Consider the following 25,707-nt stretch of genomic DNA (forward strand, 5'->3'; position numbering starts at 1 on the left):
AGGTTTCATATCCCTATCTCCATTAATCCCCGGTCAAACTCGCAGTTTACTTCGCCTTAACGACAGGCGGAAGCGGCGTTGGGCACGCGCCCAACGCCGCCGGTCCAACTCTGTGCCCGGGCACCGCGTCCGATGTCACGAGGAGTGCGGGCAGGTGCCCCGGTACTCCTCGATGGTCAGGCTCGGCCGGGGGAGCGGGCACAGGAACTGCTCGTAGCGGGTGTCGTTGTCGATGAACCGCTTGAGCCAGGAAATGCTGTACTTGGCGATCGTGGTGTCGGAGGTGTTCGGGGCGAGGTGCCCGGCGTTGTTCAGCTCCAGGTACGCCTTGTCGAGGGTGCTCGGCAGGCTCGTGTAGAACGGCTCCGCGTGCGAGGAGACCGGCGCGACCGTGTCGTCCTCGGCGCCGATGAGCAGCGTCGGCGTCGTGACCTCCGGCCAGCTCTTGTCGGTGTTCCAGGGGGTGAGCGGTATCGCGGCCTGGAGGGACGGCCGGCTCTTGGCGGCCTCCAGCGAGCCGCCGCCGCCCATGGAGTGGCCCATCACGCCCAGCCGGGTGGCGTCGATCCGGCCGCGCACGGAGCTGCGCTGCGTCAGGTAGTCCAGCGCGGCGAGGAGCTGGCGGCCGCGGCTGTCCGGCTGGTCGAGCGTGGTGTTGGTGTCGATGGTGAAGACCACGAAGCCCTGCGAGGCGAGCCGGGGGCCGTACCACGCCATGGAGGACTGGGTCCCGGTGAAGCCGGGGGAGACGGCCACGGCTCCGAAGGTGCCGTCGGCGGTGGTGGTGGGGTAGTAGATGGTGCCCCCGCCGAACCCGGTGACCGACAGCGACGAGACGCTCGTCTGGGAGACCGCGTAGGGGCCGCGTACGGCTTCGATGCCGGCGGTGGTCGGGTCCGGGCCGCGCTCGTAGGGGTTCTCCGCGGCCTGCGCACCCGGAGTGATGGTCAGGGTCATGCCAAGACAGCAGGTGGCGATGAACGCCGCCAGAGTGGATCTCTTCACGACTGAGTCGTCCTCTCGGTCGTGGCGGGGAAGCCCTCGGTGACAGGAGTGCCGTCGGGGCGGTACCGCCGTGTTCGCTGGGGTGCCACTGTCCCGGCGCCCACGCCCCACCGGCATCGGTGGAATCACCGGTCCTCGCCAGGGGTACGCGGCGGACGTCCCGGTAGAACGGGCGGTACGACGGCGGTACGACGAGGAGCGTGACCCGCATGGACCACACCGACGCGGCGACCGGCCGCAGGACGGCCCCCGACGGAGTGACCGAGCTGCCCACGGTGAGCAGCCTCGAGGAACTGGGCGACCTGGTGGAACGCCACGGCCGGCTCTACGTCCGGTGGTCCCGCAGCCCCGCCGACGACATGAACGACACGCACAGCGCCGACCACCTCACCGGCATCACCATGCCCGGCCTCTCGGCGAACCCCCTCCAGATCGAGACCTGGTGGGAGGACCGCCCCGTACGGCTGTGGGTGGCCCGGCGCCTCTACGACTACTGCCACCTGCGCGAGGAGCGGGACGGCGACGTACGCCCCTGGGCGCTGCGCGGCCGCGAGGTCGCCCGCGGCCCGGACAACGAGCCGCTGCTCCGCGACATCGAGCCGGTCTGCTGGATCGACCTCGGGGTCATCGAGGAGGCCGAGCGCGAGGTGGCGCGCCAGCGCCGCCCATGGGGCCCCATGCGCAGGTGAGACCGGCCCGGTGAGGAGGGGACGAACGTCCCGCGTGCCGCCGGTCTCCCCGGGCAAACGGGCGGTATGTCCACAGCCATGGATCACACCGCCACAGAGCGGCAAGCGCACCAGGGGCAGCACGGGGAGCAGGGGGCGCCCCTCAAGCGGGCGCTCACCACCCCGCTGCTCTACTTCTTCATCCTCGGCGACGTCCTCGGAGCCGGGGTGTACGTCCTCATCGGGCAGGTCGCCGCCGAGTCGGGCGGCGCCGTCTGGGTGCCGCTCACCGTCGCGCTCGCCCTGGCCCTGCTCACGGCGGCGTCGTACGCCGAGCTCGCCACCAAGTACCCGCGCGCCGGTGGCGCCTCGCACTACGTCACCCGCGCCTACGGGCCCTTCGCCGGGTTCCTCGCGGGCTTCTGCATGCTCGCCGCCGGCGTCGTCTCGGTCGCCGCGCTCGCCCGGGGCTTCGCGGGCGACTACCTCTCGGCCTTCGCCACCGTCCCGGTCGCGCTGGTCGCGGTCGTGTTCCTCGCGGCGCTGGCCCTGCTCAACGCGCGCGGCATCCGCGAGTCCACCCGCGCCAACGTCGTCGCCACGCTCGTCGAGGTGGGCGGCCTGGTGATCATCATCGTGCTCGGCGCCTGGCTCCTGCTGCGCGGCGACGGCGACCCCGGCCGGCTCACCCAGCTGGGCACCGCCGAGAAGGGCGCGGCGTCGGCCGTCCTGAGCGGCGCGGTGCTGGCGTACTACTCCTTCGTCGGCTTCGAGACCTCCGTCAACGTCGCCGAGGAGACTCGCGACCCCCGCCGCTCCTACCCGCGCGCCCTCTTCGGCGCGCTCGCCACGGCCGGCGGCGTGTACGTCCTCGTCGGCATCGCCGCGTCGGCCGCCGTCCCCACCAGCACCCTGGCGAAGTCGAGCGGCCCGCTCCTCGAAGTGGTCAGGGCGGCGGGCGGCGTGCCGCTGTGGCTGTTCAGCGCGATCGCGCTCGTCGCCGTCGCCAACGGCGCGCTGCTCACCGGCATCATGTCCTCGCGCCTCACCTACGGCATGGCCCGCGACGGACTGCTGCCCTCCGCCCTCACCCGGGTGCTGCCCCAGCGCCGTACGCCGTGGGCGGCCATCGCGGCCACCACCGCGCTGTCGATGCTGCTGGCCGTCACGGGCAGCGTCGAGACCCTCGCCGCCACGCTGGTGCTGCTCCTGCTGGTGGTCTTCTTCCTGGTCAACACCGCCGCCCTGGTCCTGCGCCGGGACCCCGGCGGCACACCGGGCCACTTCCGGGCGCCCGTCGTGCTCCCGGTCCTCGGCGCGGCCTCGTGCGTCCTGCTCGCCACCCGGATCGAGGCGCAGGTGTGGCTGCGCGGGCTGATCGTGCTCGCCGTGGGCCTGGTCCTGGGCGCGGCCGCCGCCCTCAGGCGGTCACCGGGCCGCCGTACGACGACCTCCGACAAGCACGGCGACTAGCTGTCCCGGATGGCGATGACCCCCAGCGTCAGCAGGCCGAGCACGACCCACCCGAACCAGAGCCAGCCGTTGCTGCCGAGCGCCACCGTGTACGCCGTCGTCAGCACCAGCGCGCCGACGGTGAGCGTCCCCATCGTCTTCGTAGGACTGGACATGCGTGCCCTCCTCCCGGCCGGGGCCACGGGCCGTACCGCCATGGTCGCCCCACCGCCACCCTCGGCGCCACCGCCGCGCACACCCCGCCGGCCGGCGGCCCGGGGACCGCTACCGGCCGCGCGCGTGCAGCGACGCCAGATAGGCGTTGTACGCCTCCAGCTCCTTGCCGCCGTCGCGGTCGGCCGCCCGGTCCTTGCGGACCGCCTGCCGCTGCTCGGAGCGGTACCACTGGTACACCAGCGCGATCAGCACCAGCACGGAGGGGATCTCGCTGAACGCCCAGGCGATGCCGCCCGCCGCGCTCTGGTCGCCGAGGGCGTCGATGCCGAGCGACGACGGCGGGTTCCGGTACGCCGCGACCATGGGCTCGGACGCCATCATCAGCGCGATGCCGAAGAAGGCGTGGAACGGCATGCCCGCGAAGAGCTCCAGCATCCGCATCACATAGCCCGGCCGGTGCGGGCCCGGGTCCACGCCCATGATCGGCCAGAAGAAGACCAGGCCGACCGCCAGGAAGTGCAGCATCATCGCGATGTGCCCCGGCTTGGAGCTCATCAGGAAGTCGAACAGCGGCGTGAAGTACAGCCCGTACAGGCTCGCGATGAACAGCGGGATCGTGAACGCCGGGTGCGTGACGACCCGCAGATAGCGGCTGTGCAGCAGCGCCAGCAGCAGCTCTCGCGGCCCCTTGCTGCCCCGCCGCGACGCCACCGGCAGCGCGCGCAGCGCCAGCGTGACCGGCGCGCCGAGCAGCAGCAGGATCGGCGACAGCATGCTGATGACCATGTGCTGCACCATGTGCACGCTGAACATGACCATGCCGTAGTCGTTCAGCTTGGTGCACATCACCAGCGCGACGGTCAGCACGCCGATGGCGAAGAACACGGTCCGCCCGACCGGCCACGCGTCACCGCGCCTGCGCAGCCGGACGACGCCCCACCCGTACAGGCCGAGCGCGAGCAGGCACCCCACCAGGAAGAAGGTGTCCGGCGAGTAGGCGAGCGCCCGCCCCAGCGTGAACGGCGGAAGGTCCATCGGCATGCCGTGCCCGCTGTGATGATCCATCCGCCGGCTCCTGATTCGTACGGGGTTGTCCGCTTGCGGGGACAAGACTAGAACCGCCCCCGGCCGCGTCTGCGACCGGGGGCGGTTCGTTCACGTTTCATCCAGGCGTGAGCGGTCAGAGGACGGTCTCGGCCTCGTCGTACCGCTCGGCGGGGACCGTCTTCAGGGTCTCCACCGCCTGCGCCAGCGGCACCATCACGATGTCCGTGCCGCGCAGCGCGGTCAGCATGCCGAACTCTCCCCGGTGCGCCGCCTCCACCGCGTGCCAGCCGAAGCGGGTGGCGAGGACCCGGTCGTACGCCGTCGGCGTGCCGCCCCGCTGGACGTGGCCGAGGATCACCGCGCGCGCCTCCTTGCCGAGGCGCTGCTCCAGCTCGCGCGCGAGCTGCTGGGCCACGCCCGCGAAGCGCTCGTGGCCGTAGATGTCCCTGCCGCCCTCGTCGAAGGCCATCGTGCCCTCGCGCGGCTTGGCCCCCTCGGCCACCACGACGATCGCGAACCGCTTGCCCGCGCGGAAGCGCTCGCCGACCCGGGCGGTGAGCTCCTCGATGTCGAAGGGCCGCTCGGGGACGACGATCGCGTGGGCGCCGGCCGCCATGCCGGAGTGCAGCGCGATCCAGCCGGTGTGCCGGCCCATGACCTCGACGATCAGCACGCGCTGGTGCGACTCGGCGGTGGTCTTCAGCCGGTCCAGCGCCTCCGTGGCGACCCCGACGGCCGTGTCGAAACCGAAGGTGACGTCGGTCGACGCGATGTCGTTGTCGATGGTCTTCGGTACGCCGACGATCGGCAGCCCCGCCTCGGAGAGCAGGTTGGCGGCCTTGAGGGTGCCCTCGCCGCCGATGGGGATGATCGCGTCGAGACCGAGCTCGGCGACGTACCCCTTGGCGCGCTCGACACCGTCGACGAGGTGCGCCGGCTGGACACGGGAGGAGCCGAGGATGGTGCCGCCGCGGGCCAGGATGCCGGCCACCGCGTCGAGGTCGAGCTTGCGGTAGTCGCACTCCAGGAGGCCCTTCCACCCGTCGTGGAAACCGATGACCTCGTCGCCGTGGTCGACGACGGCGCGGTGCACGACGGAACGGATGACGGCGTTCAGACCGGGGCAGTCGCCGCCGGAGGTGAGCACACCAATGCGCATAGCCCGAAATACCTTTGCAACGTGGGCCGACTCCCGGACCACGTCGTCCGGTTGGATCCCCGTCACCCTACCGGCGTTGGGTGACGGGGCCGAACCGAGCGTCCGTCAACTGGACGTTCTTCGGAGGAACAGACAATGGACGGCGCGCGATACCGCTCCAGACGAGCGGACGCCCGCTCAGGCGGGCTGGCTCGCCGCCGCGATCCGCTCGGCGCGCAGCGCCTCGTACCACCGGTCGTCGGTCGGCGGCAGCGCGTTCACATCGAGGGCCAGCTTCAGCAGCAGGTCCGCGATCTGCGGGTTGCGCGCCATGACCGGTCCGTGCATGTACGTCCCGAAAACGGTGTCGTTGTAGGCGCCTTCGGTGCCGTCCCCGGTGCCGTTCCCCTTGCCGTACACGGTCCGGGCGAACGGGCGCGCGGTCGGGCCGAGGTGGGTGATGCCCTGGTGGTTCTCGAAGCCCGTCAGCTGGGGCAGGCCAAAGCGCGGGTCGATGTCGGCCAGGACGTCACCGACGCACCGCTCGCCCTCGCCGCGCGTCGAGATGACGTCGATGAGGCCGAGGCCCGGCTCGCGCTCGCCCAGGTCGTTGATGAACTCGTGGCCGAGGATCTGGTACCCGGCGCACACCGAGAAGATGATGGCGCCGTTCTCGGCGGCGCGGTTCAGCCCGCCGTCGCGGCGCAGCCGCTCGGCCGCGAGCCGCTGCGGCCGGTCCTCACCGCCGCCGATCAGGTAGATGTCACCGGACGTCGGGATCGGCTGGTCGCTGCGCACGTCCACCCGGTGCACGTCCAGGCCGCGCTGCCGGGCGCGCCGCTCCACCACCAGGGCGTTGCCCTGGTCTCCGTACGTGCTGAGCAGGTCCGGGTAGACCCACACCAGACGCAGACTGCTGTCGCTCATGCTCATGTCCTTCGAGGCTCTCGGTCGCTCTGGCTCAGTTGCCGACGCGGCGGCGTACGTCCTGGAACGCGGTGTAGTTCGCGATGAGCTCGATCCGGCCGGGCGGAGCCAGCTGGACGGCCTCGTCGAGGGTGTCGCACACCCGGAAGTCCAGGCCGGCGACGTCCAGGCGCACCGCCAGGTCGAGGCGGCGGTCACCGATCACGAAGATCGGGTGCCCGGCCAGCCGCGGGTAGTCGACGTCCCAGAGCCAGGACGTGTCGGTGCCGTCGGCGCCGCGGGCGTTGACGGACAGGATGACCGGCGTCGGCGGCCCGTCGATCAGGGAGAACGTCTCGAGCCAGCCCGCGGGGTTCTTCGCCAGCAGCAGCCGCAGGTCGCGGCCGAGGAAGGACACCACGTCGTACCGGCCGGCCACCGCCTGCACCTGGTACATGCGCTCCAGCGCCACCTGCGGCGGTACGCCGAAGACCGCGGCGACCGCGGCCGACGTGGTGGCGTTCGCCTTGTTGGCGCGGCCGGGCAGCTGCAGGTGGATCGGCCAGGCCGAACCGTGCGGGTCGAGGACGTGGTCGCCGCTCAGCGCCCAGCTCGGGGCGGGGCGGCGGAAGCCGCACTCGCCGCAGAACCAGTCGTCGCCGGGGCGCTGCATCACACCGCCGCAGGCGGGGCACGACCAGGCGTCGTCCTTCCACTCCTGACCTGCGGCCACCCAGACCACGTTGGCGGAGGACGACGCGGCCCACACCACCAGCGGGTCGTCGGCGTTGGCGATCACGACCGCCTTCGACCCGGCCAGGCCCTCGCGCCACTTCTCCGCCAGCATGCGGGTCTCCGCGGCGCGGTCCAGCTGGTCGCGCGAGAGGTTGAGCAGTGCGACGGCCTTCGGCTCGGTGTCGCGCGCGACACCGGCCAGGTACTTCTCGTCGACCTCGATGACGCCGTACTTGGCGTCCGAGCCGCCGGCGAGCGCCGAGGTGATGCCCGCGGGCATGTTCGCACCGAGAGCGTTCGAGACGACCGGACCGCTGGCGCGCAGGGCCTCGGCGATCAGCCGGGTGGTGGTGGTCTTGCCGTTGGTCGCCGACACCAGGACGACGTCCAGGTGCTGCGCCAGCCGCCCCAGCAGGTCGGGGTCGAGCTTGAGCGCCACCTTGCCGCCGATCACCGATCCGCTGCCGCGTCCCGCCGCGCGAGACACCGCCGCTGCGGCCTTTCCTGCCGTCACGGCCAGCTTGGCGCGCGGCGACAGCGGCTCCGTGTTGCCTGCCATCGTCCTTGTTCCTCCTAGCGTGGGTCCGGGCTCAGCCTATCGAGCTCCGGCCGGGCGCCCGAACCGCGCCACCTGCCGAAACGGTCGGGCGAGGGCCGAACCTACGCGGAAACCGCGCGTAAACCACGCGGAACGTACCCTGACGCCATGCGAAACCGCCCGATCCCCGGCAGTTCCGGTCACGTACGAGCCATGACACTGCTCGGCGAACCGGTGCTGCACACGCCCTGCGAGCCCGTCACCGACTTCGGCCCGGCGCTGTCCCGGCTCATCGAGGACATGTTCGCGACGATGTACGCCGCCGAGGGCGTGGGCCTCGCGGCGAACCAGGTCGGTGTCGGTTTGCGGGTGTTCGTCTACGACTGCCCGGACGACGAGGACGTCCGGCACCTCGGCCACGTCGTCAACCCGCGGCTGGTCGAGGCGGACGGGGTGACGGTGCGGGGCCCGGAGGGCTGCCTGTCGCTGCCGGGGCTGGAGGCGGGCACGGAGCGCTTCGACCACGCGGTGGTGGAGGGCGTGGACGCGCAGGGCGCGCCGGTGCGGGTGGAGGGCACGGGCTTCTTCGCCCGGTGCCTGCAGCACGAGTGCGACCACCTGGAGGGGACGGTGTACCCCGACCGCCTCACCGGCTGGCGCCGCTCCAAGCTCCTGCGCGCGGCCCGCCGGGCGCCGTGGGCGCGGGACCGCTGAGGACGCCGCTGCGCGGGGCCTTTCCCCACCCCTCCCCCTACGCCTGGCGGCGTGGGGGGACCCCCACTTCCCGAACTGGGGCTTCGCCCCAGACCCCGTACGCGCTTCGCGCGTGTCCTCAAACGCCGGACGGGCTGTACAGGGTTCCGCTCTAGAACCCCGGCCCGCCCTCGCGGTCGTCGACCTGTTCGAGGCGGCCCCACAGCAGGTCCGCCAGGCCCCGTACCAACTCCGCCCGCGTACAGGGGCGTTCGCCGAGCCACCAGTCGCCCGCCGCGTGCATCATGCCGACGATGCCGTGGCCCCAGACCCGCGCCAGCGCCTCGTTGCCCGGGCCCAGGTCTATGCGCTCCGCGATCACCTCGGCGAGCTCCTCGCCCATGCGGCGCAGCAGCGGCGCCGAGTGGCGGCCGACGTCGAAGCCCTGTTCCGGCGTCTGGCCGGGCTCCTCCGCCGGGTGCATCAGGAAGCGGTACACCTGCGGCCGCGCCTCGATCGCGGCGAGGTAGGTGTCGAGCGTCGCCTCCACGCGACGGCGCCGGTCGGCCGGCGCGTCCAGCGCGGCACGCAGCGCGGCCAGCAGCGCGTCCGTGTGCCGCTTGGCGAGGGCGCGGTACAGGCCGCCCTTGTCGCCGAAGTGGCGGTAGAGGATCGGCTTGGTGATGCCCGCCTCCGCGGCGATGGCGTTCATCGACGCCCGGGGCCCGTCGCGGAGCACCACGCGGTCGGCCGCCTCGAGCAGTTCGCGTCGCCGCTGGTCGGCCGACCGCTGCTGGTCGGTCCGGTGTGTGGTGTCCATAGTGCTTCTCCCCGCCCGTGAGATGTCCTGAGGCTTGCGCAACGTAACACCCGGCCGCGTGCCGCTGCCGGTTGACAGCGGCTACTTACCGGTAACAGACTGCCGTTACCGTTAGTAACCCCCTGGGAGGGATCATGGCCGCCGAGTTCACGCTCGACCTCAACGACGACCAGAAGCAGGTCCGTGACTGGCTGCACGGTTTCGCCGAGAACGTCATGCGCCCGGCGGCGGCCGAATGGGACGAGCGCGAGGAGACCCCCTGGCCGATCATCCAGGAGGCCGCCAAGGTCGGCATCTACTCCCTCGACTTCTATGCCCAGCAGTTCTTCGACCCCACCGGCCTCGGCATCCCGATGGCGATGGAGGAGCTCTTCTGGGGCGACGCGGGCATCGCCCTGTCCATCGTCGGTACGGGCCTCGCGGCCGTCGGCGTCCTCGCCAACGGCACCGAGGAGCAGATCGGCACCTGGATCCCCCAGATGTACGGCGACGCCGACGACGTCAAGGTCGCCGCCTTCTGCTCCTCCGAACCCGACGCCGGCTCGGACGTCGCCTCGATGCGTACGCGCGCCGTCTACGACGAGGCCGCGGACGAGTGGGTCCTCAACGGCACCAAGACCTGGGCCACCAACGGAGGCATCGCCAACGTCCACGTCGTCGTCGCCGTCGTCGACCCCGAGCTCGGCTCCAAGGGCCACGCCTCCTTCATCGTCCCGCCGAACACCCCCGGCCTCTCCCAGGGCCAGAAGTTCAAGAAGCACGGCATCCGCGCCTCCCACACCGCCGAGGTCGTCCTCGACGGCGTACGCGTCCCCGGCTCCTGCCTCCTCGGCGGCAAGGAGAAGCTGGACGAGCGCCTCGCCCGCGCCCGCGAGAAGGCCAAGCAGGCCGGCAAGGACGGGGGCGAGCGCGTCAAGAACGCCGCCATGGCCACCTTCGAGGCCTCCCGCCCCGCCGTCGGCGCCATGGCCGTCGGCACCGCCCGGGCCGCGTACGAAGTGGCGCTCGACTACGCCAAGACGCGGCAGCAGTTCGGCCGCCCGATCATCGACAACCAGGGCGTCGCCTTCCAGCTCGCCGACATGCGCACCCAGATCGACGCCGCCCGCCTCCTGGTGTGGCGGGCCTCCTGGATGGCCACCACCGGCAAGCCGTTCACCTCGGCCGAGGGTTCGATGTCCAAGCTGTACGCGAGCGAGGTCGCCAAGAAGGTCACGGCCCAGGCCGTCCAGATCCTCGGCGGCAACGGCTTCACCCGCGAGTACCCGGTGGAGCGCATGCACCGCGACGCCGCGATCTACACCATCTTCGAAGGCACGAGCGAGATCCAGCGCTTGGTCATCGCCCGCACGCTGTCGGGCATGCCGATCCGCTGACGAACGCTCACGCGTCCGTCCCCTCGACCTGGACGCACTGGCATCCGGTCAGACTCGCGGCGCGCTCGGCAAGCAGCGGTGGATCGCCGACCTCGCGCGTAAGGACGGCACGCCGATGCGCTGGGGCCCGTCGGCGCTGCACGGCGGCCATGTCTACCTGGCCGCGCTGGGCTTCCCGTTGCGCTTCGACGTCCGCAGCGGCAAGACCGCCGAATGGGCGTGGAGCCTCCTCCCGCAGGGCCACCCCCGCACCCCGCTGGTCCTCCAGGGCAACGGCTTCTGGATGTTCGAGATCGACGGGACGAGGACGGAGGCCGGGGTGGCGGCCCGCCACCGCGAGGACAGCGGGGAGACGAACTGGGGCTTCCGGGGGCGGCGGAAGCCCGACCGCTGCTGGATGGCGGGCGACGCGAACCGCGTCTTCGTGCGCGACAGCACGACGCTCACCGCGCTGCCCGTCTTCTGAAAACCCGAAGCCCGCGGGCTTCGGGTTTTCAGGGTCTCACTTCACCGAACCCGCCATCACCCCCTGCACGAAGTGCCGCTGGAAGGCGAAGAAGACCACCACCGGCACCACCAGGGACAGGAACGCCCCCGGCGCCAGCACGTCGATGTTTGAGCCGAACTGCCGCACCTGCGACTGCAGTTCCACCGTCAGCGGCTGCGACGACGAGTCGGCGAAGAGGAGCGCCACCAGCATGTCGTTCCACACCCACAGGAACTGGAAGATCGCCAGGCTGGCGATGGCCGGCCGGCCCACCGGCAGGACGAGCCGGGTGAAGATGCGCCACTCGCCGCCGCCGTCCATCCGCGCCGCCTCCAGCATCTCGCGCGGGATGTCGGCGAAGTAGTTGCGCAGCAGGAAGATCGCGAACGGCAGCCCGTACGCCACGTGGAACAGCACCACGCCCGGGATCGTGCCGAACAGCCCCAGCTGCCCGAAGAGCTTCGCCACCGGCAGCAGACCCACCTGCACCGGCACCACCAGCAGCGCCACCACCAGCAGGAAGATCCAGTCCCGGCCGGGGAATTCCAGCCAGGCGAAGGCGTAACCGGCCAGCGCCGCCACCACGACGACCAGCACGGTGGTCGGGACCGAGATCAGCACGGTGTTCCAGAAGGCCCGCGTGATGCCCGCGTTGTCCAGCAGCGTCGCGTAGTTGGCGAGCGACAGCTGCCCCGGCTCGGCCAGCGCCGTCCACCAGCCGCTCGACGCGCTGTCCCGCGCCGAGCGCAGCGAGGACAGCAGCAGCCCGGCGACCGGGGTGATCCAGATCAGGCCCACGACGGCCAGGAACGCCTGCACCAGGCCGCTGCCCAGCCACCGGCGCAGCCTGCCGCCGCCCGGAGCCGATACGGTCTGCGCGCTCATGACTGACTCCTCCGGAAGCGGCGGACGTTGAACACCATCGCCGGGATCACCAGCAGCAGGAGCAGCACACCGAGCGCGCTGCCGAGCCCCTGGTCGTTGCCGCCGCCGAAGGACACCAGCCACATCTGGGTGGCCAGCACGGTGGCGTCCTCCTGCACCGGGCCCGGCGCGATGATGTAGATCAGGTCGAAGACCTTCATCACATTGATCACGAGCGTCACGAAGACCACCGTCAGCACGGGTGCCAGCAGCGGCACGGTGATCCGCCGGAACACCTGCCACTCGTTCGCGCCGTCCATCCGCGCCGCCTCCAGGCAGTCGCGCGGCAGCGACGACAGCCCGGCGCCGATGAGCACCATGGCGAAGCCCGTCCAGATCCACAGGTACGCGCCGATGATCGCCGGTGTGACGAGCGCCGGGCCGAGCCACGAGACGCCCTCGTACGGCGGCGCGAAGTTCGCCGCGGGCAGGCGCACGGTGTACGCGCCCGGGCCGAGGTCCGCGAGGCGGAACGAGCCGTCGGCGGCCGTGGTCGCGGTGGCGACGGCCTTGCCGTCCCGTACCGCCTCGACCGTCATCCCCGGCAGGCCCCGCTCGGAGGCGTCCACCACGCCCGGGCGCCCCCCGCCACCGGGTGTGAAGTCCAGGTAGACGGTCCCGCGCAGCTCCCGCGGGCCCGGAGCCGGCCCCGCGGACGCGGTCTTCGCCTCCGTCGGCAGCTCCTTGGGCGGTACGCCGACGAGGCCGAGCGCCACCGCCTTGCCGGGTGAGACCGGCTCGGCGGTGCCGTATGAGCCGTCCGGCGCACGGTCCAGGCCCTGGCCCTCCCGGGGCCGGGCCTTCGGGTAGGAGGAGGAGTCCTCGAACACGCCGTGCACGCCGACCACCGCCGCGTTGAGCACGCCCTTGTCGGGGTCCTCCTCGTACGCCAGCCGGAAGATGATGCCCGCCGCGAGGAAGGAGACCGCCATCGGCATGAACAGCAGCAGCTTGAAGGCGGTGGCCCAGCGGACCTTCTCCACCAGCACGGCGAGGATCAGGCCGAGCCCGGTCAGCAGCGTCGGCGCGACCACCACCCAGATCGCGCTGTTGCGCAGGGCCGTGAGTGTGGCCGGGTCGCGGAACATCTCCGCGTAGTTGCCGCCGCCGACGAACCGGGTGCCGGACGCGTCGAAGAAGCTGCGCCCGACGGAGAAGAGCACGGGGTACACGACCAGCGCGCCGAGCAGCAGCAGCGCGGGCAGGACGAACGCCACGGCGATGATCCGCCGGCGCCGCCGGGCGCGGGCCCGGCCGTCCGCGGGCCCGGGCCCGCCCGGCCCGGCCTTGGCGACGGGCGGGGACGGGGGAGGGGAAGGCGAAGGAGCGGTGAGTGTGGTCATGTCGTCAGCCCTTGCCGCCCGCGCCGCCCGACGGGTACGCCTTGGCCGCCGCGGCCTCCAGCGCGGCCGCCGTGGCCGCCGGGTCCTTCGGGTCGCGCAGGAAGTCCTGGAGCAGCTTCCACTCGCCCGCGCCCTTGGTGCCGCCGAACGCCGCCGGAGCCTGGTCCGACATGTCGAAGCGCACCGAATCCCCGGCCGCGATCAGCGACTTGGCGGTCTCGCGCAGCGTGTCGTCCCCGTACGTGGCGAGGTCCAGCTTCTTGTTGGGGGAGAGGAAGCCGCCTGCCTCGGCCCACGCGGCGGCCGCCTCCGGCGTCGCGAGGAACTCCAGGAACGCCATGGCGGCCTTCTGGTTCTTGCCGTCCTTGAGGACGACCGCCGCGTCACCGCCGCTGACCACCGGCGCCTTGCCGCCCGCGACCGCCGGGAAGGGGAAGAACCGCGCGTCCTCGCCGATCTTCTTCCCGAACTGGTCCTTGGCGATCCCGGCGACGAAGTCGCCCTCGTACACCATCCCGGCCTCCGGCTCCGGGCCGAAGACCTTCTCGACGGAGCCGGGGAAGTCGGTGGCGAGCGCCCCCTTCTGGCCGCCCGCGATCAGCTTCTTGTCGGAGAAGAGCGCGCCGAGCGTCGTGAGCGCCTTGACGACCGTCGGGTCGGTCCACTTGATCTCGTGCCGGGCCAGCTGGTCGTACTTCTCCGGTCCCGCCTGGGAGAGGTAGATGTTCTCGAACCAGTCGGTGAGCGTCCAGCCGTCCTCACCGGCGACCGCGAAGGCCGGCAGACCCGAGTCGGAGACCGCCTGCCCCGCCTTCAGCATCTCCTCGTACGTCTTCGGGGGCGTGACTCCCGCCTGCTCGAAGGCGTCCGGGCTGTACCAGACCGTCGACTTGTGCGCGGCCTTGAAGTACAGGCCGTAGAGCTTTCCGTCGACGGAGCCGTACTCCTTCCAGACGGGCGCGTAGTTGGCGTCGACGGACTTCACGGTGGCCGGGGACAGCGGCGTGAGCCACTTCTCCTCGGCGAACTGCCGCAGGACGCCCACCTGGGGGACCATCACCACGTCGGGCGCGTTGCCGCCCTCGATCTTGCTGCCGACGACGGTGGAGACGTTGTCGCCGGTCGAGGTGAACTGCGTCTTCGCGCCGGTCTTCTCGGTGAAGGCGTCCAGCACCTTCTGGAAGTTCTTCTGCTCGGCACCCGACCACACCCCGGCCACGTTGAGGGTCTGGCCGCTGAGCTCCTTGCTCCCGCCGCCCGCGGCGACCGGGCCTCCGCCGCAGGCGGTCGCGCCGAGTGCCAGGGTGAGGGTGAGGGCCGAGCAGCGGGCGAGCACTGTCCGTCGTCGCGTCATCTCTGTGATCCCTTCGGGGTGGTGGTGTGGTCGTCGCTGATCCACCAGGCGGCGGTGGAGCCGGGCAGGGAGCCGTCCGGGCAGATGCCGCTGGACAGCAGGGGCGCTCCGGGGACCGGGGCGGGCACCGGGGCGGTGGTGAAGTTCACGGCGCAGACCAGGCCGTCGCCGCGTACGAAGGCGAGGACCCCGGGCGGGGTGTCGTCCAGCCAGCGCAGAGTGCCCTCGCCCAACTGCGGCAGCCCGCGCCGCAGTTGCAGGCCCTCGCGGTACAGGTGCCAGAAGGAGCGGGTGTCCGCCAGCGCCCGCTCGGTGGCGTGCTCGGCGAACCAGCCCGGCTGCGGCAGCCACGGCCGCGCGCCCTCGGCCCCGGTGGAGAAGCCGAACGGCGAGGCGTGCCCCGACCAGGGCAGCGGCACGCGGCAGCCGTCGCGGATCCGGGCCCGGCTGCCGGTGCGCCGGAAGATTGGGTCGGTGAGCACCTCGTCCGGCAGGTCCACGACCTCCGGCAGGCCCAGCTCCTCGCCTTGGTAGATGTACGCGGCGCCCGGCAGTGCCAGCATCAGCAGCGCCGCTGCCCGCGCCCGGGCGGCGCCCAGGCCGGTGCCCTCGGTGCCGGACTCGCCGTAGCGGGTGACGGTGCGCACCTGGTCGTGGTTGTTGAGCACCCAGGTGACGGTGGAGCCGGTGCCCGCGATGTCGCGGATGGCCTCGTCGATGACCTTGCGGAAGGTGTCGGCGTCCCAGGGCGCGCTCAGCAGGTCGAAGAAGAACGCCTGGTGCAGCTCGTCGGGGCGCACGTACTTGGCGTGCTCGCGCGCGGTCGGCACGGACACCTCGCCGACGAGCAGCCGCTCGCGGCCGTCGCGGGCGGTGTACTCCTCGCACACGGCCCGCCAGGCGCGCCACACGTCGTGCACCTCGGGCTGGTTCCAGGCGAGCGGGTTGACCGAGTCGCGGGTGCGGGCGTCGGCCTCGGGGTCGGGGGAGTCGGGCAGCTCGGGGTGCTTGAAGAGCCCGGCGGCCACGTCGATGCGGAAGCCGTCGACGCCCCGGTCCAGCCAGAACCGCAGGACGTGGTCGAAGTGGGCGCCGACCTCGGGGTTGCGCCAGTTCAGGTCCGGCTGCTCGGGCGTGAACATGTGCAGGTACCACTGGCCGGGCGTGCCGTCCGCCTCCAGCACCCGGCTCCACGCCGGACCGCCGAACATGGCGTGCCAGTTGTTGGGCGGTACGTCGCCGTCCGGGCCGCGCCCCTCCGCGAAGTGGAAGCGGGCGCGGGCCTCGCTGCCGGGGCCGGAGGCGAGCGCCTCGCGGAACCAGACGTGCTCGCTGGAGCAGTGGTTGGGGACGATGTCGAGGAGCACCTTGATGTCGAGGCGGTGCGCGGCGGCGACCAGCCGCTCGAACTCGTCGAGGTCGCCGAAGACCGGGTCCACGTCGCAGTAGTCGGCGACGTCGTAGCCGTGGTCGGCCTGCGGTGACGGGTAGAAGGGGCTCAGCCAGATGCCGTCGACACCGAGCTTCTTGAGGTAGGGCAGTCCGGCCCGGACCCCGGCGAGGTCGCCGATCCCGTCGCCGGTGCTGTCCAGAAAGCTGCGGACGTACACCTGGTAGATCACCGCGTCGCGCCACCAGTGGTGGCTGCTGAGGGCTGTGAGCATCACCCGTTGACCTGTTTCTGCGTGAAGGGGTGCACGCCACCCAGAGCGGGTAGCGGTTATGCATGCATGTTAGGTATCCAGGTCGAGGGGGTGTCAATGAACGTGCAGCAAACAGCAGGTGGTTGGGAGTTTATGTACCGATATGACCCCCTGGGAAGGGCGGGTCAGGTCCGACTCCTGATACCTAACAGGTACGTAAGAGGGTCGACGACGAGGCCGTCAGCGACGGCGGGCGATCGCCGCCAGCTCGCCGGCCAGCCGCCGCACCGCCGCCTCGGGCGTCTGGTGCTGCGCCATCGCGTCGTGCGCCACCGCCTGCACCGCCAGGCTCACCTGCTCGTAGTGCGGGCTCTTCGGGCGCGGCGCCGCCGCGAGCACGCTCGCCCGCAGCGCCGGCAGGTACGGGAACTGCCGCACCAGCGCCGGATCCCGGTACAGCGCCGCCCGCACCGGCGGCAGCGCGCCCTCCGTCAGGACGCGGCGCTGCACCTCCTCGCCGGTCAGGTACGCGATCAGGTCGCGCGCCGACCGGGGGTGGCGCGCCTGGGCGCTCACCGCCAGGTTGGAGCCGCCCAGCACACTCGTGCCCGGCCCGTCGGGCCCCGGCAGCGGCACCGCGCCGAAATTCCCCGCGACCTTCGACCCCGCGCCGGAGGCGCCGGCGTACGCGTACGGCCAGTTCCGCAGGAACAGCAGCCTGCCGTCCTGGAACGCCTGCCGGGACTCCTCCTCCTTGTACGCCAGGGCCTCGCGCGGGATCCAGCCGTCGCGCACCCCGCGCGCGAGGAACCCGATCCCGGCGCGGGCGGCCGCCGAGTCCACGGCGACCCGCTCGCCCTCGTCGCCGAGGATCGCGCCGCCCGCCGAGTACACCGCCTCGGCGGTGTTGACCGTGAGCCCCTCGTACGGCAGGAACTGCCCCGCGTAACCACCCACCCCGTACCTCGGGGCGATGGTCCGCGCCTGGCGCTCCAGCTCCGCCCAGGTGCGCGGCGGGCGGGCGCCCGCCCGGTCCAGGAGGTCCTTGCGGTAGAAGAGCATCCCGGCGTTGGTGACGTACGGGACGGCGTACAGCTTCCCCTCGTACGTCGCCGTGTCCACCACGGGCGGCAGGAAGCTCTCCAGCGGGAAGCGGTCGCGCTCCAGCGGCGCGATCCAGCCCGCGGCGGCGAACTCGGAGGTCCAGGCCACGTCGATGTTGAGGACGTCGAAGCGGCCCCCGCCCGGCCGCAGATCCGTGATCATCTGCGCGCGGGTCTCGTCGGCGGAGTCCGGCAGCTCGACGAGCGTGACCCGCTCGCCCGGGTGGTCGCGGTTCCAGCCCTCCAGCACCGGGCCGAGATAGCCCGTGAGGTCCCCGGCCGTGGCCAGCGTCATGGGCCCGCGCCCGTCGCCGCGCACCCCGGCCGCCCGCTCGCCGTTCGCGGGCGCGGCCGAGGCCGCGAACCCGCTCAGGACGACGGCGACCGCGAGGAGCCCCCTACCGGCGGCGCGCATCCACCGCATAGGTTCCTCCTTGAGCACGGCGCCGTACACCTTCGTCCGGCGTCAGGGCATGTATACCCGTTAGGCATGGGCGATACTAGAGCTCACATCACATTGGGAGCACGCGGAGGAGGACGGCACCGGTGCGGCTTCCCCTCCTCGCCCTGCTGGCCCGCGGACCCGCCCACGGCTACGAGCTCAAGCAGGACCTTGAGCAGCTGCTGGGCGCGGCGTACCCTCCCACCAACGTCGGCCAGATCTACGTCACGCTCGGCCGGCTGGAGAAGTCCGGGCTCATCGAGGGCGAGGAGATCGCCCAGGAGAGCCGCCCCAACAAGAAGATCTACCGCCTCACCGACGCCGGGCAGGAAGCGCTGCGCGCCTGGTTCGAGGAGACGGCGGACGAACCGAGGGTCCGGGACGAGTTCTTCATGAAGCTCGCCCTCGCCCCCCGGACCGGCCTCGCCGACCAGATCGCCCTCATCAACAAACAGCGCCGCGAGTACCTCAACACCATGCGCAACCTCTCCAAGCTGGCCGCCACCGAAGACCGCGACAACCGCATCGCCCACCTGCTGATCGAGGGCGCCATGCTCCACCTCCAGGCGGACCTCGACTGGCTGGAGCGCTGCCAGGAGGAGTTGGAGGAGCTGCGGTGACGGACTCCCGCGACATACCCCTGCTGCGCGCCGAGGGGCTCGTCAAGACCCACCACGGCGAAGGCGCGCCCGCCCACGCCGTACGCGGCGTCGACCTGACCGTCCGGCGCGGCGAGTTCGTCGCCGTCACCGGACCCTCCGGCGCCGGCAAGTCCACCCTGCTGCACCTGCTGGGCGGCCTCCAGCGCCCCGACGAGGGCTCCCTGTGGCTCGACGGCGAGCGCACCGACGGCTACAGCGAGGCCCGCTGGGCCGTGGAGCGGCGCCGCAGCATCGGCATCGTCTTCCAGTTCTTCAACCTCGTCTCCAACCTCACCGTCGCCGACAACGTCGAGCTGCCCGCCCTCCTCGCCGGCCGCTCCGCCCGGCAGGCCCGCGCCGCGCGCGAGCAGCTCCTCGCCGAGCTGGGCCTGGAGGGCAAGGAGCGCTCCATGCCCGGCGAGCTGTCCGGCGGCCAGCAGCAGCGCGTCGCCCTCGCCCGCGCCCTGGTCAACCAGCCCCGCCTCCTCCTCGCCGACGAACCGGCCGGCAGCCTCGACAGCAAGGGCACCCGCGAGGTGATGCGGCTGCTGACCGACTTCCACGGGCGCGGCCAGACCATCGTGCTCGTCACCCACGACGCACGGCTCGCCAGCGCCGCGGACCGGGTCATCAGCTTCTTCGACGGCCGCATAGCCGACGACGCCGCACTCGGCGCCACCCCGCCGCGCCGCACCGGCCGCGGCCTGTCCGGCGTCCTCGAACTGAACGAACTGAAGGACTGACCGGCGTGCGGGCCATGCTGCGCTGGGCGCACGCCGACCTCCGCACCCACCGGGGCGAGGCGCTGTTCATGATCGCCGCGACCGCCGGGATCGTCGCCTCGCTGCTCCTCGCGACCGCCCTCTTCGGCTACGCCACCAACCCCTGGCAGCGGCTCTTCGCCCAGTCGCGCGGCGCCCACGTCTGGATCCACACCGGCCCCGCCGCCGACGCCGCCAAGCTCGCCTCGCTCGACGGCGGCGAGGAGGCCGCCGGCCCCTACCGCACCGCGACCACCACCGTCGCCTCGCGCGGCGCCCGGGCCGCCGTCGAACTGCGCGCCGCGGACCCGCGCCCGCCCGCGACCGGCCGCCCGCTCCTGGCCTCCGGCCGCTGGCTCGACCCCGCCGTCCCGGACGGCGTCGTCCTGGAGTCCACCCTCGCCCGCGCCCTGTGGGCCGAACCCGGCGACCGGATCACCCTGCCCTCCGGCGCCCCCCTCACCGTCGTCGGCGTCGCCGACACCGCCGAACCCCGCTACCGCCCCGGCGAGCGGCCCGGCACCCTGTGGGCGCTGCCGGCCGCGGTACCCGCCGACCGCACCGGCGGCCAGGTCGTCGGGCTGCGGCTCGCCGACCCCGACGCCACCGGCTACGCCGTGCAGCGCGCCGTCACCGCGCTCGGCGCCCGCGCCGTCACCGACGTCTCCACCTGGCAGCAGACCCGCGCCGAGGCGCAGGGCGACACCCGGCTGCTCGGCCAGGTTCTCGGGCTCTTCGGCCTCGGCGCGCTGATCGCCGCCGCGCTCGCCGTCTTCGGCGCCATCAGCACGCGGGTGCGCGGCCACCTGCGGGACGTCTCCGTCCTCAAGGCCATCGGCTTCACCCCCGGCCAGGTCGTCCGCGTCTTCCTCGTCCAGCACCTCGCCTTCGCGGCGCTCGGCGCGACCCTCGCCACCGTGCTCGTCCAGGCGCTCGGCGCCCGCCTGCCGGGCCGCCTCGGCGACGCGGTCGCGGTCTGGCAGGGTCTGCCCGGCCACACGGCGGCGCTGCTCGCGGTGCCCGTCGCGGCGGTGCTCTTCATCGGCGCGGCGACCTGCCTGGCCGCCTGGCGCGCGGGCCGCGTGGAACCGGTACCGGTCCTGCCGACGGGCGCGGCCCCCGGGGCCGGGCTGTCGCGCGCCACCCGCGCGGCGCTGGGGCTCGGGGTGCCGGCCGCGCTCGTCCTCGGATGGCACCAGGCATTCGGGCGCGGGCGGCGGGCCCCCGCCACGATCGGACGGCTCGCGCTGCCGCTGCTCCTGATCATCGTGGCGCTCGGCGCCTGGACGACCATCGAGCGCTTCGACAGCCGCCCCGAGCAGTTGGGCCTCGCCGCCGCGCTCACCGCACGCCCCGACGCGGGCCTCACCGACCGCGAGGCGGCCGCGCTCCTCGCGGCGCACCCCGCCGTCCGGGCCGCGCACCCCGGCCTGGAGGTCGCCGCCCTCGTCCCCGGCCAGACCGGCACCATCGCCCTGCGGGGCCTCGGCACCCGCGCCGCGCCCTACCCGTACTCCATCGCCGAGGGCCGCCCGGCGCACGGCCCCGACGAGGCGGTGGCCGGGCAGGGGCTGCTCGACCTCCTCGGCGTACGCGTCGGCGACTGGGTCCGCGTCACGGTCGGCGGCCACCCGCAGGTGCTGCACCTGGTGGGCCGCAGCATCGAACCGGAGAACGGCGGCCGGGTCATCTCCACCTCGCTCGACACCCTCCGCGAGAACGACCCGGCTCTGCGCGCCACCCTCTACCAGCTCCAGCTGGCCCCCGGCGCCGACCCGGGCGCGGTCCGCGCCGAGCTCGCCGCCGCCTCCGAAGGCCGGCTCGACGTCCACGAGGTCACCACCCCGGCCGACCGCCTCTCGGCGCTGCGGGGCGTCGTCGTCGGCCTGATCGCCGTGCTGGCCCTGATCGGCCTCACCGAACTGTCCACCGCGATCGGCGGCAGCCTGCGCGACGGCGAGCGCGACCTGCTCGCGCTCAAGGCCATCGGCCTGTCGCCACGCCAGATCGCGGCGGTCACCGTGACGGCCATCGGCTGTACGGCCCTGGCGGCCACGCTCCTCGCGACCGCCCTCGGCGTGCCCTTCGCGCACTGGCTCATCGACCACGAGGCGCACGCCACCGGCATCGGCGCGGGCATCGCCCACGCCCCGCCCCCGCCGCACCTCGCGGCCCTCGCCGCGGCCGCCGTGCTCGGCGCGGTCGCCCTCACCGCCCTCCCGGCGGCGCGCTCCGCCCGCCACCGCCTGGCGGACACGCTCAGCGCGGTGGCGTGACGGGCGGGCCCCGGGTGCGTCAGCGGTGCACGAGGTCCCGGACCTGTCCGTAGACCACCGGGTCGGTGCCCAGGGCGCTGTGCCCGAGGCAGGCCGTCCGGGTGTTGGCCGCGCCGCTCAGGGCGACGCTGCTGTCCGGGTTGATGAAGCCGTCGCACGGCGACCACCACGTGGCGTGCCGTACCCCGTCCGGGGTCTCGTCGCCGGAGTTGAGCGCCGTGAGGAAGGCGGAGCCGATGCGCATCTCCGTACACGAGGTGTCGTAGCAGGAGTTGGCGGCGTCGGTGCCGTGATTGGGGCCGCCGAGGGAGACCCAGGCGTCGATCTTCGCGCTGCCGCCGAGTTCCTTGGCGTAGTGGCGGCTGGACAGCCCGCCCATCGAGTGGGTGATGACGTCGACCCGGCTCGCGCCGGTCTCGGCGAGCAGCCGGTCGACCTGGGCCGAGACCTCCTGCGCGGTGGTGGCGTTGGACTGGCGCCAGTCGTAGCTCCACTGCCGCAGATGGGAGGAGGGCCAGCCGTCCGCGCGGAAGCGGTCCGCCATGGTGTTCCAGTACGAGCCGGACGAGTTGTACCCGTGCACGAACAGCACGGGGTGCCGGGTGGGCGTGGTGGAGCCGGTGGCGGCGTCGGCCGGGACGGCGGTGCTCAGGCCGAGCAGAGTGCCCACGACGGCGACGTGAAGCGACAGCAGGTACTTCTTCATGACCTACCTCGGTGAGGGCCGCGTGGGGGGCGCGAGAGGAGGTTACTGGCAGGTAGTCGAAAGAAGTCAATGGTGCTGCACGAACCCGTGCGCGAACCCCGAGCCCGGGATCGTCGCGGTCACCTGCTCGCGGTCACCCGTCGCGGTCGCCCTGCCCACGGCACGGTGCTGTACTGGGAGAACGGAAACCCCGCTGAGAGGGGGCGCCATGCACCGCTCCTCGCCCCGCAGCCGGACCACCGCCGTCCTGGCCTCTGCCGCCGCCGTTCTGGGCCTCGCCACCCTGGCCCCCACCACGGAACAGCCCGGCAACCCGGACCCCCGGCAACGCGGACCGGTCGTCCTGCGCGTCATCGACGGCGACACCGTCGAGGTACGCGGCGACGGCCGGGTCATCCCCAACGGCGAGATCGCGCGCGTACGCCTGCTGGAGATCGACACCCCCGAGCGCGGCGAGTGCTTCAGCCGCCAGGCCACGGCCCGCACCGCCGAACTGCTCCCGGTCGGCAGCAGACTGCGCACGGAACGCGACGTGGAGCTCAAGGACCGCTTCGACCGGTACCTGCTCTACGTGTGGAACGAGAAGGACGTCTTCGTCAACGAGTCCCTCGTCCGCAGCGGCCACGCCACCAAGGTGCTGTTCGAGCCCAACGACAAGTACTGGCCCACGATGACCAGGGCCGAGCAGGCAGCCCGCCAGGCCGGTGCCGGCCTGTGGTCCGCCTGCCCCGCCCGCTGACGCGCGTCAGGCCGCCGGCAGCGCCGCCTCGATCGCCGTGACCAGCTCAGGCGCCTCCGGCTCGGTGCGCGGACGGAACCGGCTGACCTCGCCGCCCGGCGCGACGAGGAACTTCTCGAAGTTCCACTGCACGTCGCCCGCCTCGCCGTCCGCGTCCGCCACCTCCGTCAGCCGGTCGTACAGCGGGTGCCGCCCGTCCCCGTTGACGTCCGACTTCTCCAGCAGCGGGAACGTCACCCCGTACGTCGCCGAGCAGAACGTCGCGATCTCCTCCGCCGTGCCCGGCTCCTGTCCCGCGAACTGGTTGCACGGCACGCCCAGCACCGTGAACCCCCGGTCGCCGTACCGCTGCTGCAGCCGCTCCAGCCCCTCGTACTGCGGCGTCAGACCGCACTTGGACGCGACGTTGACGATCAGCACCGCCTTGTCCTTGTACTCGGCGAGGCTCGTCGGCTCGCCGGACAGGGTGCGCAGCGGGATGTCGTACAGGGACATGGAAGCTCCTCGCGGGGTGGAGAGCGGGCACGGTACGGACTCCATGAAAGCAGCCCGGCCGTCGCCACCCTGCCCCGGCCCGGCCGGGCCCGCTCACCCGTGTCACGTCCAGTCGGTGAGGCGGAAGACGCCGAGCATGTCGTGGGAGCGCGGGTCCGCGTCGGCGAACGGGTAGAAGGACGCCTCGACGCCGACCCAGCCGCGGAAGGTGCCCGCGTCGTCGATGATCTGCAGTATCGGCTTCACGTGTGAGTTGCCCGTGTAGCAGGTCCGGCCCTGCTCCAGGGCCAGGCAGGTGCACCAGTGCCACAGGGTGTCCCGCCGGTCCTGGGGGGACAGCGACTGCAGGTAGTACTGGATGGAGGTGACGTTCGCCGGAGTGCCGCCGCCGTGGTTCGGGCAGCCGCCGGTCGCCTGGCAGGCGCGCGTCGACGTCGGCTGCAGATGCGTCAGGCACCAGGTCGTCCTCACACAGGTCTGGAACGACCGGTGCTGGAACAGGCCGCCCGCGGTGGTGACCTGGTCGTGGGCCCAGGTCTGCCCCTGGAGGTGGAGCGGGGCCGGGTGGTCGCGCACGGCGGTCATGGCCTGACGGGTGGTCAACGGGGCGTTGCTGCCGTAGCCGTAACCGGTCGTGGCGTCGGTGGCGTACACGAAGGACAGCCGGGCCAGCGTCGACGTGGTCTCCACCGCCCACTTCTCCGTACTGAGCGGGGTGGTGTCCCAGAGGATCCAGAGGACGGACGCCGTCCGGCCGTCGACCGTCTCCGTCTGCAGCTGGTATCTGCCCGAACCGAGGTCGGTGGGCTCGGCGGCGAAGCCACCCGCCGTCTGGATCTCACAGGTGCGGACGAGCGTGGCACTCGTGGAGGGGGACGTGGTGGAGCACGAGTCGTCCGGTACGGTCCCCGTGCCGACCCGCGCGCGCGGCTCCGTGTGGTCCCACCGGTGTATGCGGGCGGCGACCGTGCCGCTCGCGGCGTCGAAGGAGTACGTGCCCAGCCGCACCCGGTTGGCGCGGGAGGTGGCGGTCATGTGGCCGACGGCGACGACGAAGTTCACCTTGCCGCCGGGGAGTTGCCGGGCCGCCTGTGCCTGTGCCTGCGCCTGGGCCGGGACGGCGGACGCCGGCAGCGCGAGGAGCGAGAGAGGCACGAGAGACGCGAAAAGCGCGAGGAAGAGGACACGAAGTCTTCGCAGCATGACCTGCACGATCCAGAGCCGGGGCGGAGGGGAGGACCCGGGGACCGGCCGATGCCGCCGCGATCCGGCGGCGACGTCGATCGGCTCGGCCCACCGCGTCCCTGGCCCAGATACTGCCGCATGTGATCGTTTCGCCCACGCATCACACGTCGTGTCGGCTCGCGGACCTCAGTGCCGCCGGAACAGCCCCTCCTGTACCACCGACACCAGCAACCGCCCCTCGCGGTCGTAGATCCGCCCGCGCGCGAGACCCCGCCCGCCCGTCGCGATCGGGGACTCCTGGTCGTACAGGAACCACTCGTCCGTACGGAACGGCCGGTGGAACCACATCGCGTGGTCCAGCGACGCCATGTCGAAGCCGCGCGGCCCCCAGAGCGGCTCGACCGGGATGCGCACCGCGTCGAGCAGGGTCATGTCGGAGGCGTACGTCAGCGCGCACGTGTGCACCAGCGGGTCGTCGCCCAGCGGGCCCACCGCGCGCATCCAGACCGCGCTGCGCGGGTCCGCCTCCTTGACCTCCTCCGCCGTCCAGCGCAGCCGGTCCACGTACCGGATGTCGAAGGGCTGGCGGCGCGCCATCCGCTCCAGCGCCTCCGGCAGCGCGCCCAGGTGCTCGCGGATCTCGTCCGCGACCGAGGGCAGCGACTCCGGCGGCGGGAAGTCCAGACGCGGCGGCAGCTGGTGCTCGAAGCCCGCCTCCTCCGGCTGGTGGAAGGAGGCCGTCAGGTTGAAGATCGTCTTACCGCGCTGGATCGCCGTGACCCGGCGGGTGGTGAACGACCGGCCGTCCCGCACCCGTTCGACCTGGTACACGATCGGCAGGCCCGGGATGCCCGGCCGCAGGAAGTACGCGTGCAGCGAGTGCACCGGCCGGTCGCCCTCCGTGGTGCGGCCGGCCGCGACCAGCGCCTGACCGGCGACCTGGCCGCCGAAGACCCGCTGCAGGGACTCCTGCGGGCTCGCGCCACGGAAGATGTCGACCTCGATCCGCTCCAGGTCGAGCAGGTCGACGAGTCGCTCGGCGGGGTTGGTCAT

The 25,707-nt window shown here is 72.5% G+C and carries 25 protein-coding genes; 9 read left to right on the plus strand and 16 right to left on the minus strand.

The annotated features are described in order from the left end of the window. Window positions 1-135: 135 nt before the first annotated feature. Entirely contained in the window at window positions 136-957 is an 822-nt protein-coding gene (locus ABZX67_RS27250; protein ID WP_355365324.1) for a dienelactone hydrolase family protein, read from the minus strand. 257 nt (window positions 958-1,214) lie between these two features. Between ABZX67_RS27250 and ABZX67_RS27255 the strand changes: the two genes are divergently transcribed. Then, window positions 1,215-1,694, plus strand: a complete 480-nt coding sequence (locus ABZX67_RS27255; RefSeq protein ID WP_355365168.1) for a DUF6098 family protein — start codon at window positions 1,215-1,217, stop codon at window positions 1,692-1,694. Window positions 1,695-1,772: 78 nt separating this feature from the next. Then, window positions 1,773-3,146, plus strand: coding sequence for an APC family permease (locus ABZX67_RS27260; RefSeq protein WP_355365171.1), 1,374 nt, complete (start codon window positions 1,773-1,775; stop codon window positions 3,144-3,146). Here ABZX67_RS27260 and ABZX67_RS27265 read toward each other — a convergent pair. The 5 genes from ABZX67_RS27265 to ABZX67_RS27285 form a co-directional block, all read right to left on the minus strand. Further along, entirely contained in the window at window positions 3,143-3,301 is a 159-nt protein-coding gene (locus ABZX67_RS27265; RefSeq protein WP_355365174.1) for a hypothetical protein, read from the minus strand. The genes ABZX67_RS27260 and ABZX67_RS27265 overlap by 4 nt on opposite strands. A gap of 109 nt (window positions 3,302-3,410) precedes the next feature. Further along, window positions 3,411-4,367, minus strand: coding sequence for a cytochrome c oxidase assembly protein (locus tag ABZX67_RS27270; RefSeq protein ID WP_355365177.1), 957 nt, complete (start codon window positions 4,365-4,367; stop codon window positions 3,411-3,413). A 115-nt stretch (window positions 4,368-4,482) separates the two neighbouring features. Then, entirely contained in the window at window positions 4,483-5,508 is a 1,026-nt protein-coding gene (locus ABZX67_RS27275) for a 6-phosphofructokinase (RefSeq protein ID WP_355365180.1), read from the minus strand. Window positions 5,509-5,685: 177 nt separating this feature from the next. Continuing rightward, entirely contained in the window at window positions 5,686-6,414 is a 729-nt protein-coding gene (locus ABZX67_RS27280) for a glutamine amidotransferase (RefSeq protein WP_355365183.1), read from the minus strand. Window positions 6,415-6,448: 34 nt separating this feature from the next. Continuing rightward, window positions 6,449-7,687: a MurT ligase domain-containing protein gene (locus ABZX67_RS27285; RefSeq protein ID WP_355365186.1), complete on the minus strand. Its 1,239-nt coding sequence runs from the start codon at window positions 7,685-7,687 to the stop codon at window positions 6,449-6,451. Between the two features lie 147 nt (window positions 7,688-7,834). Between ABZX67_RS27285 and def the strand changes: the two genes are divergently transcribed. Further along, on the plus strand, window positions 7,835-8,380 hold the full coding sequence (gene def / locus ABZX67_RS27290; RefSeq protein WP_355365189.1) for a peptide deformylase: 546 nt from the start codon (window positions 7,835-7,837) through the stop codon (window positions 8,378-8,380). A gap of 151 nt (window positions 8,381-8,531) precedes the next feature. On the opposite strand, the gene ABZX67_RS27295 is transcribed toward def, so the two are convergent. Further along, complete coding sequence (locus ABZX67_RS27295; protein ID WP_355365192.1) at window positions 8,532-9,179, minus strand: TetR family transcriptional regulator; 648 nt, start codon at window positions 9,177-9,179, stop codon at window positions 8,532-8,534. A 134-nt stretch (window positions 9,180-9,313) separates the two neighbouring features. Here ABZX67_RS27295 and ABZX67_RS27300 point away from each other — a divergent pair, with 134 nt between their 5' ends. Further along, window positions 9,314-10,555, plus strand: a complete 1,242-nt coding sequence (locus tag ABZX67_RS27300; protein ID WP_355365195.1) for an acyl-CoA dehydrogenase family protein — start codon at window positions 9,314-9,316, stop codon at window positions 10,553-10,555. A 115-nt stretch (window positions 10,556-10,670) separates the two neighbouring features. Continuing rightward, on the plus strand, window positions 10,671-11,021 hold the full coding sequence (locus tag ABZX67_RS27305) for a hypothetical protein (protein WP_355365198.1): 351 nt from the start codon (window positions 10,671-10,673) through the stop codon (window positions 11,019-11,021). Between the two features lie 36 nt (window positions 11,022-11,057). Here the strand turns inward: ABZX67_RS27305 and ABZX67_RS27310 are convergent, their stop codons facing one another. From ABZX67_RS27310 to ABZX67_RS27330, 5 genes are all read right to left on the minus strand, one after another. Next, complete coding sequence (locus tag ABZX67_RS27310) at window positions 11,058-11,927, minus strand: carbohydrate ABC transporter permease (protein WP_355365201.1); 870 nt, start codon at window positions 11,925-11,927, stop codon at window positions 11,058-11,060. Beyond that, window positions 11,924-13,309: a sugar ABC transporter permease gene (locus ABZX67_RS27315; protein WP_355365203.1), complete on the minus strand. Its 1,386-nt coding sequence runs from the start codon at window positions 13,307-13,309 to the stop codon at window positions 11,924-11,926. The genes ABZX67_RS27310 and ABZX67_RS27315 overlap by 4 nt, the downstream gene beginning before the upstream one ends. Window positions 13,310-13,313: 4 nt before the next feature. Beyond that, on the minus strand, window positions 13,314-14,663 hold the full coding sequence (locus ABZX67_RS27320) for an ABC transporter substrate-binding protein (protein ID WP_355365206.1): 1,350 nt from the start codon (window positions 14,661-14,663) through the stop codon (window positions 13,314-13,316). After that, window positions 14,660-16,327 (minus strand): glycoside hydrolase family 13 protein, encoded by a 1,668-nt coding sequence (locus ABZX67_RS27325; RefSeq protein WP_355365209.1) that lies wholly within the window; start codon window positions 16,325-16,327, stop codon window positions 14,660-14,662. The genes ABZX67_RS27320 and ABZX67_RS27325 overlap by 4 nt, the downstream gene beginning before the upstream one ends. Window positions 16,328-16,546: 219 nt before the next feature. After that, window positions 16,547-17,833: an ABC transporter substrate-binding protein gene (locus tag ABZX67_RS27330; protein WP_355365212.1), complete on the minus strand. Its 1,287-nt coding sequence runs from the start codon at window positions 17,831-17,833 to the stop codon at window positions 16,547-16,549. Window positions 17,834-17,955: 122 nt separating this feature from the next. Here ABZX67_RS27330 and ABZX67_RS27335 point away from each other — a divergent pair, with 122 nt between their 5' ends. Genes ABZX67_RS27335 through ABZX67_RS27345 form a run of 3 tightly spaced genes read left to right on the plus strand, consistent with a single transcriptional unit; the run spans window position 17,956 to window position 21,529 of the window. After that, on the plus strand, window positions 17,956-18,471 hold the full coding sequence (locus ABZX67_RS27335) for a PadR family transcriptional regulator (protein ID WP_355365215.1): 516 nt from the start codon (window positions 17,956-17,958) through the stop codon (window positions 18,469-18,471). Next, window positions 18,468-19,235 carry an ABC transporter ATP-binding protein gene (locus ABZX67_RS27340; RefSeq protein WP_355365218.1) on the plus strand — a complete coding sequence of 256 codons (768 nt, stop codon included), beginning with the start codon at window positions 18,468-18,470 and terminating at the stop codon, window positions 19,233-19,235. Before ABZX67_RS27335 ends, ABZX67_RS27340 begins: the two co-directional genes overlap by 4 nt. A 5-nt stretch (window positions 19,236-19,240) precedes the next feature. Continuing rightward, window positions 19,241-21,529 (plus strand): FtsX-like permease family protein, encoded by a 2,289-nt coding sequence (locus ABZX67_RS27345; protein WP_355365221.1) that lies wholly within the window; start codon window positions 19,241-19,243, stop codon window positions 21,527-21,529. Window positions 21,530-21,548: 19 nt separating this feature from the next. Here ABZX67_RS27345 and ABZX67_RS27350 read toward each other — a convergent pair whose 3' ends face one another. Then, a complete protein-coding gene (locus ABZX67_RS27350; protein WP_355365224.1) occupies window positions 21,549-22,235 on the minus strand; it encodes a triacylglycerol lipase in 687 nt (228 codons plus the stop codon). A gap of 208 nt (window positions 22,236-22,443) precedes the next feature. Here ABZX67_RS27350 and ABZX67_RS27355 point away from each other — a divergent pair, with 208 nt between their 5' ends. Then, on the plus strand, window positions 22,444-22,974 hold the full coding sequence (locus tag ABZX67_RS27355; protein WP_355365227.1) for a thermonuclease family protein: 531 nt from the start codon (window positions 22,444-22,446) through the stop codon (window positions 22,972-22,974). A gap of 6 nt (window positions 22,975-22,980) precedes the next feature. Here ABZX67_RS27355 and ABZX67_RS27360 read toward each other — a convergent pair whose 3' ends face one another. From ABZX67_RS27360 to ABZX67_RS27370, 3 genes are all read right to left on the minus strand, one after another. After that, on the minus strand, window positions 22,981-23,469 hold the full coding sequence (locus ABZX67_RS27360; RefSeq protein ID WP_355365230.1) for a glutathione peroxidase: 489 nt from the start codon (window positions 23,467-23,469) through the stop codon (window positions 22,981-22,983). Between the two features lie 102 nt (window positions 23,470-23,571). Beyond that, window positions 23,572-24,624, minus strand: coding sequence for a hypothetical protein (locus ABZX67_RS27365; RefSeq protein ID WP_355365232.1), 1,053 nt, complete (start codon window positions 24,622-24,624; stop codon window positions 23,572-23,574). A 216-nt stretch (window positions 24,625-24,840) separates the two neighbouring features. Continuing rightward, a complete protein-coding gene (locus ABZX67_RS27370) occupies window positions 24,841-25,707 on the minus strand; it encodes an acyl-CoA thioesterase II (protein ID WP_355365235.1) in 867 nt (288 codons plus the stop codon).

The sequence above is a fragment of the Streptomyces sp. NPDC003036 genome (assembly GCF_040611175.1).
Classification (GTDB): domain Bacteria; phylum Actinomycetota; class Actinomycetes; order Streptomycetales; family Streptomycetaceae; genus Streptomyces.